The 12,501-nt window shown below is 53.9% G+C and carries 9 protein-coding genes; 1 reads left to right on the top strand and 8 read right to left on the bottom strand.

Annotation, left to right across the window (positions count from 1 at the left end; translation table 11 throughout):
* Window positions 1–16: 16 nt before the first annotated feature.
* From QP400_RS00465 to QP400_RS00440, 6 genes are all read right to left on the bottom strand, one after another.
* A complete protein-coding gene (locus QP400_RS00465) occupies window positions 17–568 on the bottom strand; it encodes a carbohydrate-binding protein (RefSeq protein ID WP_048707042.1) in 552 nt (183 codons plus the stop codon).
* 19 nt (window positions 569–587) lie between these two features.
* Window positions 588–3,716, bottom strand: a complete 3,129-nt coding sequence (locus tag QP400_RS00460; protein ID WP_048707044.1) for a hypothetical protein — start codon at window positions 3,714–3,716, stop codon at window positions 588–590.
* A 12-nt stretch (window positions 3,717–3,728) separates the two neighbouring features.
* Entirely contained in the window at window positions 3,729–5,192 is a 1,464-nt protein-coding gene (locus QP400_RS00455; protein WP_285444853.1) for a C40 family peptidase, read from the bottom strand.
* An 86-nt stretch (window positions 5,193–5,278) separates the two neighbouring features.
* Entirely contained in the window at window positions 5,279–6,253 is a 975-nt protein-coding gene (locus QP400_RS00450) for a hypothetical protein (RefSeq protein ID WP_048707045.1), read from the bottom strand.
* A 42-nt stretch (window positions 6,254–6,295) separates the two neighbouring features.
* Complete coding sequence (locus QP400_RS00445) at window positions 6,296–7,171, bottom strand: phage tail family protein (RefSeq protein ID WP_048707047.1); 876 nt, start codon at window positions 7,169–7,171, stop codon at window positions 6,296–6,298.
* On the bottom strand, window positions 7,172–10,681 hold the full coding sequence (locus QP400_RS00440; RefSeq protein WP_048707049.1) for a tape measure protein: 3,510 nt from the start codon (window positions 10,679–10,681) through the stop codon (window positions 7,172–7,174).
* A 33-nt stretch (window positions 10,682–10,714) separates the two neighbouring features.
* On the opposite strand from QP400_RS00440, the gene QP400_RS00435 reads away from it, so the two are divergent.
* Window positions 10,715–11,179 (top strand): hypothetical protein, encoded by a 465-nt coding sequence (locus tag QP400_RS00435; protein ID WP_070454423.1) that lies wholly within the window; start codon window positions 10,715–10,717, stop codon window positions 11,177–11,179.
* A 244-nt stretch (window positions 11,180–11,423) separates the two neighbouring features.
* Here the strand turns inward: QP400_RS00435 and QP400_RS00430 are convergent, their stop codons facing one another.
* Window positions 11,424–11,897, bottom strand: coding sequence for a DUF7426 family protein (locus tag QP400_RS00430; RefSeq protein ID WP_048707052.1), 474 nt, complete (start codon window positions 11,895–11,897; stop codon window positions 11,424–11,426).
* Window positions 11,898–11,930: 33 nt separating this feature from the next.
* Entirely contained in the window at window positions 11,931–12,491 is a 561-nt protein-coding gene (locus QP400_RS00425; protein WP_048707054.1) for a phage tail tube protein, read from the bottom strand.
* Window positions 12,492–12,501: the final 10 nt, after the last annotated feature.

Genomic DNA, 12,501 nt, shown 5'->3' with positions numbered 1-12,501 from the left:
GAATGAGTGGTTTTGATTAGTTTTTGTGCTCCCACATAGTCCGGTCCTTATCCGGCGGATAACCAGTAATAGACGTGTGAGCAACTTTCGCCTTATAAATACTGCCCTCGTAAAGGACCGTGTCACCCACCGCGTAAGGGTGGCCTCCCGCCCATTCGGGGGGCACATACTCGCCTACTTCAACCTCCGGGGCATCCTGCAAAGCCCCCTCATAGAGTTCCCACAAGGCAGCATGCGAACCAGGGCGCGCAAAATTGAACGGCACTTTAGACTGATAAAGCTTGCCCTCGAAAGTGACGATCTGGCCGACAGCATAGGTTTCTTCAACCCGCGTCGGGGCTACCCAAGTAACCCCCGGCTTAGGAAGGCCGGTAGCCACCATCAAATCCGCCTGCAACTGCGTCGCATTCGCAGTAAAGACCCTTAGCGTGTGACGGCGCTGTTCTTCCTCGCAAGCTAGCTCGTAGATCATTCCGAACTCTTCCTGGTCTAACCCCTGTAAGGCTTCTCTACTGATCGAACGAAGATCCGGTTTCTTAGGTTTGGTTGTTGGCTGTTCTGCTCCCATAAGTACTCCTCAATTTTTTTTAGGCCCAGTAGGTTACGTGTAAGCGGAAAGAATGCGGGTTGAACGTGGTGTACGGGGACCGGGGGCCAATCTTGAAATTAGCCCACCCATTACTCTTCAAGAACGCGGCCGCGTTCGGGCCGAACCCGACGCTGAAATTAGAATAATCTCGTACGAAAACAGTCTTGGACTCGCCGCTAAGTCGGCATGGGTACCAAATCCCCTTGCCTGAGTCGTACATGTCCCACGTGCACGTGCCGGTCACTACGATTGATGAAATAGTGTGCCCCTTGATTTCAGGGATTCTGAAACCAACCTCCACGTACCTGCCATCGCCAGAAACAACCCCGCCGGTAGTCCAGGCTGGGCCAATAGTCTTCTTTATTGCACGCGGCCCCGGCTTGGGTGCGGGTCCGCCCCCTCCACCACCAGGTTTTGGTTTAGGCGCAAAATACTCAACCTCTGGTAGCAGGCGCGGTTTAGACTCAGAAACAGTAAGCACCGAGGCCATAGCAACAAACTCGCTCTTCTTGTATGAGTGCACCCCAGGCCTGATCGCAAACTTTACGCCTTCACCCTCGTCCTTGTCTGCATCCACATGCAGTAAACAAGAAATAGCGTGGTTAGTGTACTGCTGCTTATTGAAAGTGGTTTGCCAGGAAACCGGTTCGCCCTCGCAAGTGACTTTTCCGCCTGAAACGTCAATGATGTCGAAATAGGTGCCGACCGCGTCGTATGGTTGATGCCCGCCGTGGGCCCTAAGAGTAGTGGACCATAGTAGCTGGTAGTCGCCTACATGCAACGTGAGGGGGATGCGCGCGACGGCTGTCTTTTGATAGCCCGCCGTATGCGTGTAATTCGGTAGGGTGACCGCTATTTCAGAACCAGCACGCGGCTTGTATTCTTCACCCCCAACAATTAGGCGTTGTACTGCTAGCTCGCGGGCGACCGCGTTCCCATCACCTGACACGCCGAACCCGGTGATAACGTTCCCGTTCGCGTCAGTAGATGTAAGGGCAATACGCTGTTCACCTTGCCCGCTTATTTGGGTGATTGGTTCTTCTTGATTCGGCCCGTATACTTGCAACCCAGCTGCGTTTAGTTCTGTTCTTGCGCCGCTGAAAGTAGGGTTAGCATCCGAGCCGGTGCGCTCGCCTCCTAGGACGATACGGCCCGCGCCGGTAAGGTGCATCCACGCGTTCATTATCGAGGATTGGATCTGCTCGAATTTGATTTTGAGGAATTCGCCTATCCTGGCGGCCATACCCTCCGTAACATTCAGCTTTTCCACATCAACGGCGTGAGCGGCAAGCTTCGAGGTCGTAATAGACCCATCCTCAATTACGGTTTCTTGATCTAATGCGACGCGTAGTTTTGCGATCATCAGGTTCCCGCCGTGGCACTGGGCCACTAGCCGCGCGAACGTGGGCTTAACTAGACCGTGTGGGGTGATCTCGTATCTTCTGTGCTCCCAACTAGTAGGCAGTTCCTTCCAAGTTTGCGGGGGGAAAAGCCCCGTCCACGGATCACTAATACTTGGTGAACTAAAGTGTAAGAAGTCCCCGCCAGATACCGGCATAAATCCTATGCTCCCGTGGGCCCCTGACGTAGAGGCTTGCACCCAAAAATCAAGAACATACTTGCGCCCAGGCTCGAAAAGGATTCTGGTCTCGTTAGCTACCGTACTAGAGCTCCCGAAGTGCTCTGGGGGAAATATTAGGGCAACGTGCATCCCGCCGGCGACGTACTCGTCTTGTAAGCCCACATTTTTATCCCACCCAGTGCCGGCAAGATCAGCCTTAGCAAGGTCACCGTCGGGTAATAGATTGGTGCCCTTAACTATAATTCTGGAGGCTGCGAGCTGGTCCACGAAAGCATTATCAGAGATGAGCTTGCTAATAACCGCCCTATCAAAACTGCCAGTGCCAGCCTTGAGCTTATCCACCGTCAAGTCCGCGACGATCTCGGCCCCCACATCAGTTTTCACCCACGCAGTGCCATCATGAACCCATTGCCCAATAATCTTGCCAACCAAGGACGAGTCGGTGTACTGCCACCACACATCCCCCGCATGACCAGCACCAGAGGGGGTAGTGGTTGACCGCGTAATCTTACTTTTACCATCGGCAGCAGTTTGCGCACGCGACGCAGCCTCACTAGCAGAACCCGCAAGCTTCGCCGCAGCAGTCGCTTTAGAATCCGCCTCAGACGCAGCCTTCTTAGCCGCCTCAGCCGCGTTCTTAGCCTCAGGCAACTCACGATTAAACCGGTCTATTTCGTCGCCCATTTCGACCATGTCGCCGCGTAAATGCTCTGCACTATTTTTAGCGTCGTCAGCAGTATTAGACGCAGAATCCGCCTTGGTTTTGGCCTCCTCCGCAAGCCGTTTCGCATTATCAGCCTGCGAAGTCACCGCAACAACGGACTTCTTTACCTCGTCGGTCGCACCCAACGCTTTAGCAAGCTCACCATCAACACGGGCCTTCTCGGCCTCAAAATCCTTACCCACCTTAGTAGCATGATCAAAAGCCGCATCAATACGGCCCTTAGCCTCATCTAAGGCCTTACGCGTGGCAGTACCAGCCACTTTAGCCACAACAACAGGCGACAACGCCGAAGCCTTACCCGACTTCGCCCTACACCGTAAAGCCACGTTGTAAGTGCCTGGAGCTAATTCAACAGTCTTAGCCCCGCCCGCCCGAGTGTTAATAGTCCCCACGAATAAATCAGGGGCAACCCCACCAGCCGGGGGTACCTCGCTGTTAGTGTCAATTTTTGTTGAATCCGGGGGGAGATCCTCCGGGGAACCAATTATCCAAATCTCAACAGCCCTAAAATCATTAGGACACTGCGCTTCATGCTCAAAAGCCCCATCCCACCGCACAGAAAGAGTAGCCTCACCCTCAACAGTAGGCTTAGTAGGAACAGGCGGGGTAGGCCCCTCCAAAACTTTCACCCCGGCAGTACCGTCAGACTGGCCCCCAATAAGCGCCACCGTTTCCCCAGCCTGATTCTTAACCTGAATAGGGGACTCCGCAGGCAACGTCGCATACGGCAGCACGGAGGCAACTTCAAGATCGCCCACACGCCGCGACAGGTCCGAGAGCTGGTCAGCTACCCTACGCGTGTACTTTTCTAACCCTGCCAAAACCTTTTTCTCCTATTCTGTAGTAATAACCGCGCTGCCCGTGTCGCCGTCTTCTTCAATCTGCATGATGCGCACCCACTGGGCGACTTTCTGCCAGTCAGTGACACCCACTATGGGCACCCAGTCCCCAACATTTAGGGACCCTATAGGGCACCAATCCGACTGGTTCACGAGGAACCGGCGTACTCTCATCTGTTGTGAAACCTGTTGGGCTATTTGCCTTGTCGCATTGGTTAGGGAATCAACGCTATTGTTGCGTAGTAGGGATACTTTGCGGACGCGGCGTAAGCCTTTCGCGCCTGTCCTGATAGGGGCGGTGCGTAGTTTCGCGTCACCCTCACCGGGACCCCAGCCGACAATCTCCGAAGCATAATCCGCGCTGTGGTAGGAAATATCGGGCATTTCAGCCACATTCACACCAATTTCTAAACGAACATTAAGCTTTTTTGCCCCTATAGGCCGCCCGAAATCAATGCGATGTTCTACCGTACCGTTTTTACCTTTGTAGGAGCGTTCGACCCAATCAACCCCGGCCTGTGAAATCATCTCGTCAAGGACGCGGCCAATGTCGTCTACTTCCCACGGGGCTATTGTGTAGGGTTCAGCCGGAATATTAGTAACATCTGTAACCCACCTGTCAGGCGTGTTAACTGTCCTCTTCTTAGTCACGGTTTTAGTGGTTGTGCCCTTGCCGGTGAGAATGCGGCGGAAACGGCACGGATACCAGACACTCCCGGTTCTTACTGTGCTGCCAGGGTAGGGTGCGTGAATGATCCTGCCGCCACCCGTATAAATAGCAACATGGCCTGGCCAGCACACCAGATCGCCGGGCAGTGGTTTTGACACAGCCTTACCCATTTGGGCTTGCGACCCTGAATAGTGTGGTAGGGAATAGCCAAGCTGGCCAAATACGAGTTTGGTGAGGCCGGAACAGTCAACGCCCCTGCGTGATTCTCCACCCCAAACATAAGGGACCCCTATCCAAGAGCGGGCAACGGCAACGAGTCTTTGCCGTTCCGCCTCCGCATTAGAACTACTAGTGTTTACCTTGTAGGTTTCGGTGCGCGTGCCGCCTTTAATTAGGCGGCGTTTTTTCTCTACTCGACCAGGCTTCCCAATAGTCACCCCGGCTTTCATAGGGGAAAAAGTGACGTTCAGGTTACCGTCCGGTTTAGACTGGAGCACGCCCCAAAGTTCCCGATACACGTCCAAAACGTCAGCGGAAACATAATCCCGTTTACTGTCAGTCCAGGCCATTCCCTTCGGGTAGGCAGACACGCCCACCGTCTCAACCTTCAGGTTAGGGGACTCATCATCAAGCTCAGTGATAATGCCGCCCCCGCGAACCTGCCCGGACTCAATCAGCCAGGCGGCAGTCCCCCAAGGACGTAATTCCCCTAGGCTGGTAGCCAAAGTTTTCAAAGGAAACTGGAAGGTGCACCGGGATGGCGCGTTCAAAGACCTTGTGATCTTCACGTGAGTCACTGGGGCGGGGACTTGTACGAGACGATTACCCGGTAATGCTTGCAGTAGTAGTTCCAACTGCGCTTACCCCCTTATGTTTAGCCGATAAAAGTCCACTTGATTGTTCCGATAGTCTGGTAGTCCAGGGTGACTTTCCCACCCGATGACATGAGCCCGGCCATGCCGACCATGCAGTTCTTATTACGGAACTTGCGAACGTCGAACCGATCGGCAACAAAATGTGTTTGTCGCTGGTTCCAACTCATTGGGCCTTGGATTGCTTCTTGCACGATGATTGAGTTTTCGCCCATATGCTCGGCGGGGATGTGCCCGTCGCCGAACCTGTCAGTAAGGAACGCGCGCGTACCTGCTTTTAGGACACCCCTGTAAAGGCCGATTTTCACCCCAGATAGGTTTATTTCAACAATGCAGGAGCAAGCCCAGTTAGGCACGTAAACGCCAACGTGGGTTACTGACTTGTACCGAGTGTTCATTTCCGGGAAGTCAATATCGTAGGTGGGTTTAGTGACCGTCAGATCGGTTAGCCGTAGGGAACGGGCGGGCTTTTGTAGCTGGCGGATCATATTAGACGTGATCGTCTGATTGTTTGCGGGCTGGTCAATAGCCGCAATTACATAATGAGGATTACGCAGCCGCGCGTCAACCTGATCCTTTGACACGCCTTGTACAAGCCGGAACCGCGCATACTGGTATGCGGCCACATCATCCAACCCGTCAGACGGGGTCGCATATTTCGTGTCTTCAATTTCTACAACGAGCAAGTCACGGCGCGGGCTCCCTGCGGTTGGGGGAATATTTACTTTTTCCCCTGACGCATCATTGACCGCAACGTAAGACTCACGGCCTGTATGCCCAGGATAAGTAGAAACAATATTAACCGCGCCTGGCGCAACATATACGGAAGGTGTCGCCGGGTCTGTAGCTGTCACCGCGAAATGATCCCCCAAGGCCACACCATTAATGGGGGTCGCAAAGTAGGAGACAGCGCGGGCAACTTCATCAGTGTGTGGAACGTTCTCAACACCAATATAGGCGGGGACATTCTGGAGCATTACTATAACCTCAATCTAAAAAATGGGTGTTCAACATTTTGTTTAGGCGGGCCACGTGTCACGCCAATAAACTGAGCCCACAACTTTTTCATAGGAGCCGTAATCGGCTTTGACTGTGACCTCAGTTAGACCAGGTGGGACTACTAGCTCGGATAGGGGGGTCCAGGGGTCGAGCATGTCATGTCGGGATCGGCCTGAATTATCCAAAATGGTCTTATTGAAGGGGTCAACCGTTACTGTTTCGCCCTTACGTAATTGGCCTAACAGTCGAACGTTTGTTCGTCCAATTGTTACTGTCGGGTGCACGCAAGGCCCGTAAAAGCGGACCTTAGCGGGCGCGTCTACCGTCCCCCGGTTGTCTGCCAGCACAACATTTTGAGAACGGTGCGTTGAATGCTGAAAGAATAGGGGAAACTCTAAGGGGAATACGAAACCCTCTGAGGGGAGTGGGCGGGTTGATACGGTCGTAACCTGTTTCTCATACCCGCCCATCACCGTGTTTGTCATGGCCTCAAACTGGACGGCGACGCGGATAAAACCCCACCGTTCAGCCACGTTTAGGTCATTAGCTTGTAACCTGCCTGGCCTGCCAATAATGAGTTTTTCGTCCTCGTCAGAGTCCCACCGGAGGAGGGCAGTCTCGCCGCTTTTACGGGCGGCAGTCCAAGCCCCTTGTAACCTGTCTAACTGTCCCCTCGGAGTGATCCCCTCGTGCTCGAATAGGATTAGGTCCCATTCCCACACGCCCGGCTTTAACAGGTCCTTTTGTAGGTGGTAGCCGCGCCCATCTCCCCGTAGCTGGCGTTTAGTCTCACGCTCAATGCCAGCTGGTTTTGTAGACGCGATCTTCGCCCCCGTCCCGGCCCCGAACGTGTATTCCACGCCCGGAGCCGACAGAGTAAACCTAGAATCCCACACTTAGATGCTCCTAACTATCTGGTTAGACGCGAGCGTATTCCCCTTCAAATACCACATGAGAGCGCGCCCGAACTCGTCCGTTTCGTCCTGGTTGGGAAGCCTGTCCGAGTTCAGTTTGATATCCATGTTGAATATTTGGGTTACCCCGCCTGGGTTCTCATATGGGCCGCCGGGGCCGCGCCCGTCCGCGAACTTTTTAGGTTTAGCGACCAGGTTGTAGCCGAACATGTCCGCAGTTTCCGCAAGGATTTGGGTGGAGCGTTTCCGCTTTGACCTGGCCAAGGGGATGTAGGATTCGCCCCCGGTTTCTGGTTCTGCCCACACGCGCCATGCCCCCGCCGGGGCGATTTGTGCGACGTGGCTTTCCCTGCCACCAGACGCAAAGTATTTGACCATGCCCCCAGCCGCGTAAGGTAGGAGAATATCCCCGTTAGCATGCCTGGAGAGTTTGGTTTCAATACCTACGACAGCTGAGAAAGTGGTTTTTATGCTATTCCACCAGCCTTGCAGGGTTGCGCCCCAGTTGCGGGCCTGGTGTACATCAACCGGCTTAGATACTTTTGCTCTGCCTGCTTGATTCAGGTTACGAACCTGTGCGTGCCCGTGGGACGCGTCACCGTGAATAGGCTTCGTTACGACCTGCTTAATGTGATTATTGAGCTGACCGTCTTTCGCCATTGCCTTGATTGTGTTCGCATCAATCGGTTTTACGCGGTTCTGTTCTATGAGCTTGTTGAGGGTGCCGTCTTTTGCCATCGCCTTGAGCGTGTTCGCGTCGATAGGCTTAATAACACCCTTCTCAGCCAGAATATTCAGCCGGTCAATCGCATTCTTAGCCTCATTAGTGGTCGCATTGATAGGTTTATCCACTGGCGCTGCCGCAAACACTTCTAAAAGGGAAATGTCCTTCTTGGCTTTACCCACACCGACCCGGACTTTCACATCAATAGCCTTGATGTCTTTCATCATGCCGAGTTGGGTTGCGAGCTGTTCTGCCTCAGCCTTATTTAAGCCCATTGCCTGTGCGGCCTGGAGGAAGGAATTACGGCCCGCGTTTATCTTCTCATTCAACTCCTGCTGAGAGTGCCCGGTTTTCTGCAACTGCTCCAACTGGCGGTTATACGCGTCAATCATGCTTGATAATGGTTCAATCGCTTTCCGGTTCGCAGCGGAAGTAATATCAATCTGGCCGTTAGCGTCTTTTTGGATTCGCGCCCCATTGGAGACCGCCTGGTTCACCTTGTCTTGCGCGTCCTGCAAGGCGTACGCGGCATCAATCGCGGCCCGCTTCTGGCTGGCGTTTTCCATTTGGGCCTGCGTTTCTTTCTTCAACGCCTCCGTATTATCGGTGACCGCGTCTTTCTGTTCTTTAGCTTTCTTCGCGTCCTTATCCCGAGCTTCAACCGTTTTATTTGTCCAGTCAATTAGTTCGCGTAAGGCTCGCACTTGCGGATCATGCTCGATCGCTTGCGGGTCCATACCCTGCAACGATTTAATACGTGCGTCTAACAACTGCTGGTACCGTTCAACAAGCCGTTTAGCTTCATCACCGTTACCAGCCATAGCAGCTGTTAGTTCCTGGGTGGTAAGGTTCGCGTCTTTATTAGCCCTATTCACCCGGCTAATTGCCTCGAACATGCCATCCTGCTGGGCCTTATTAGCTACGAGCTTTTGCGCGCTACCATCGGCAGCCGCAGCCGCCTGATTCAACTCGTGCGCGAAGTCCGCAGTCTCTTTATTGGCCTTCTGCTGGTTCAAGTAGAAGGTGCCGATAACCCCAGCGAGGGCAGCGACAGCGCCCACAGCTAACCCTACAGGCCCGCCAAACGCGCCCATAATTGCGCCGCCAACGCTCTTAAGTGACCCACTAAGGCCACTAACGCTACCCTTGAAGGCCCCAGTAATACTCGTGAGCTTTCCTACCATGCCGCCGAAAGCATCAACCAGGCCCTGGGTATGGCCTCGCATTAAACCCATAGCGAGAATGCCTGCTTGGATTGGTTCTGGCAGCTTCGTAAAGAGTTCAACAACTTTTGATGCGGCAGTAACCAGTGGCACAAACGCTTCAGTCATTTGTGCTAATGACACGGCTAACGGGATGGAATGGTTTAACAGTTCCGCACCGGCTTTAGCTAACGCTGTGAGCCCAGGCGCGGCAGCATTAATTAGTTTCGTGCCTAAGTCTGCAACAATTACGGCAAGCTGGCCTAATGCTTGCCCAGCCGGGGCCGCCGCTTTAAACGCTTCCCCTAAGCCCTGACGTAGCTTAGGAGAGGCCGCGATAATCGCGCCAATAGCCGGGATAAGCGGGTTAATACCACCCAACAGCATGTTCAGGCCTGGCACAGACTTTAGGCCAATAGTTGCGAAACTAGCGGCAAAACCGGCAATTGCTGGCCCTTTGCCCGCTAACTGGTCCACCGCGCCAGTTATCTTTGACAGGTCAAAGGTCGCAACGGATTTGTTGACTTCGCGGACCGCGTTAGTCATCCCGTCAAAGACTTTACTTACACGCGTGTGAGTAAGGTTAGCGAACCGGTCGGCCTGTTTCGCTGTAGTAGCGAGAGTGTCACCTACGGCCCCAATAAACTTGACGAGGTCGCCCCCGCCGGTGGGGCGTACTAGGTATTTTGTTAGGTTTGCGCCTAGGTTACGCACCTGCGCGCTCACACGCTGGGTTGCGCCCTCCCAAGTCTGTTTAACATTAGCTGCGGCCCCACCGAATTTTTCTGACATGCCCGCAACTAGCATGTCTATAGCCTTGGTCGCATCCAGGGACCCGTTACTAATTTCTTGGCGGATCTGTGCCCCGGTTTTGCCCATTTGTGAGCCGATAAGCTCAGCGGCGTTAATACCCCGCTGACCAAGCTGCATCAAATCCTGGCCGGTTATCTTCCCGGCTGCCTGGATCTGCGCGAGAACGAAAGTCACATCAGATAGTTGCTGTGAAGATCCGCCTGCGGCTGCTACCGCGTCTTGTATAGCCTTCAGGGTGGGAACAACCTTTTTAGCTTCCATACCGAAAGCAAGTAGCTGTTGCTGGCCTTGGATGAACGCGCCTTTGCTAAACGGGGACTGTTGGACGAGGTCGTTTAGCTGTTCCATCTGCTTATTGACCTTGCCCGCGTCACCGAGGAATGTTTTCAACGCGGCGCGCGAGCCTTGTTCGAGGGCATTGAATGCTACGCCTTGGCGAACAATTTTCGCGGTTAGGGTGCCAGCGATACCAGCGGTTGCTGTGAACGCGGCAGCGGTAACCTTACCCACGCTCTTAAGCTTGCCCATAGCCGTGGAAGCCCGGTTAGCTGTTTTTTCGGTGGCTTCTCCGGCCTGCCCGGCTGCTTTAGCGGCTTCACCAGCCTGGCCTGCTGCTTCTCCTGCTTTCTGACCAGCTTGGGAAGCGGCTTCACCGGTCTTTTTGAATCCTTGTTCCGCACTGTTTAGACCCTGCTTGAATTTTGAGTCATCAATTTCAAGGGTTGCGGTTAGGGTTCCAACATTAAACGCCACAACGGGCCTCCCAGGGGGTCTAAAATTTGTTTTATGAAAAAAGGATTAAAAATTGGTGTTGCTTTTTTGGCATGTTTGACCGCGCTTTGTGGGTGCGCTTCGGGGGAACCATCAAACGATACGGCCGCTAAAACCTCCCAGGCGCAGGAGGAGAAACAGGACCCAGAACGCGACCGGAACGCCTGTAACGACTACTTCCGGACGCAGAACTGGTACGATTCTGAGGTCTCGCCGCGATACGTGGAGGCTTTAGGGGGTAGTAATCCCTCTGCCGTGGATGACGTGCGTAATCTGCACGAAATGTTAGGGTACCGTCTTATAGGGCTTCAACGACAAGCGCAAAGCCGCGGACTCTCTGAGGCAATACAGGTGGGCCTGAAGAAGGCTGTGGCCGCCAAGGAGGACCCCTACGGTGAAGCCGGTACGAGGTTGGATCTAGCCCAGGCTCTTAACGAGATTGGGAGGCAATGTGCGCAACTCGGCTACTTCGGAGACTAGCCTTCATTGGGTGTGAAGTGCTCTCTTACCATTGTGCCGTCCGTGTTCAACAGGGAGAACACAATGTTTTGGAACCAGGGCCAAGGCCGACCCGCAAGATCAGGCTCAACAAAACCATAAACCTTAGCTAGATCGGCCTGGACTAGTTCCCACACTTCCATCAACTGGCCCCATGTGACCGTATTCTTCGGCTGTACAGGATCCCTAAGCTCAGACGGTAGAACATAGTCTTCGTAAAGGCCGGTTACTGGGTCTTTTTGCCCGATCCCGTACTTTTCCCACTCTTCGAGCGTTTCCGGCCTTTTGGGGCCGACGTATTACTCTTTTCGTCTACCCCGTACTCAGCCTTCACTAGGGCTTCAGCAGCCTCAGCCCCCATAATCCAATACGTGAACGCGTACTGTACGGCCATATCCAAAACCACTGCCGGGATGCCAGCCTTTACCGCCGCGTCCACAGTGTTCTTATCGAGTAACAGCCCAGTCAAGTTCAAATCAGGGTCCAGACCAGCCTCATTCAGGGCTTCGACCGTGTACTCGGTGGCTTTATCAGCGTTACCGCTATCAATAGTGCGCTGCGTGGCGGTAGCAAGCGCCGCCTGGTAGGCAGTAAGTGTTTTCCCCACTTCAACAGAGGGGACCGGACTAACAAGCGTCCAGTCCCCAACGTTGATAGTGAGCGGTTTGGGCAGGTAGGCGGTTAGATTAGTTGTTGCCATTGGGGTTTACCTTCCATCGCGAAAAAGAATTGGTTAGTGTGATTCGGGGCCGGACGGGGTTACCGTCGGCGTGGCAGGCGTATTAAGCTTTTTCCCGTCCCAAGGATTCTTAATAGGGGTACGCGGGCCTAGGCCCTTGCACTTGATAGAGTGCCCACCAATATCGGCGACACCATCCGCACCACGATTAAACTTGACCGTTACCAGGCCCTCGTATGCTTCTGTTGGGTTACCCGGCCCACCAGCAGGCTTGTCATAGTAACGAACATGAACGGTTGCTTCTTTACCCCGCTTACCAGGCATGGCCGCGTTACGGAACTTTTCAATCTCCGGAAGGTAAGACCCATCCGGTAGCCTGTACTGGCGTACTTCCAGGTCAACAGACCACTTATCGCCCACGTTAATCGGGTGGTCTGCTCCGAGGTCATCATAGGTTGCCGCGTCCTTCTCGTTAGGATCAGCATCCGGGGCGATCTTTGTGGCGAACCTGAGGGGCTGCCAATTTGGAGTTTCTTCCGGGTAGGCCAGATCAACATCTAGACCATACTCGTAAGACATGCCAAGCTTGGCGTTCTTCACATCATTTTCTGCCATCTTCTTTTTC

This window comes from Winkia sp. UMB3158 (genome assembly GCF_030217145.1).
Lineage (GTDB): Bacteria > Actinomycetota > Actinomycetes > Actinomycetales > Actinomycetaceae > Winkia > Winkia anitrata.
Note: the sequence above shows the minus strand (reverse complement) of the source record. Positions and strands in the feature narration are given on the sequence as shown.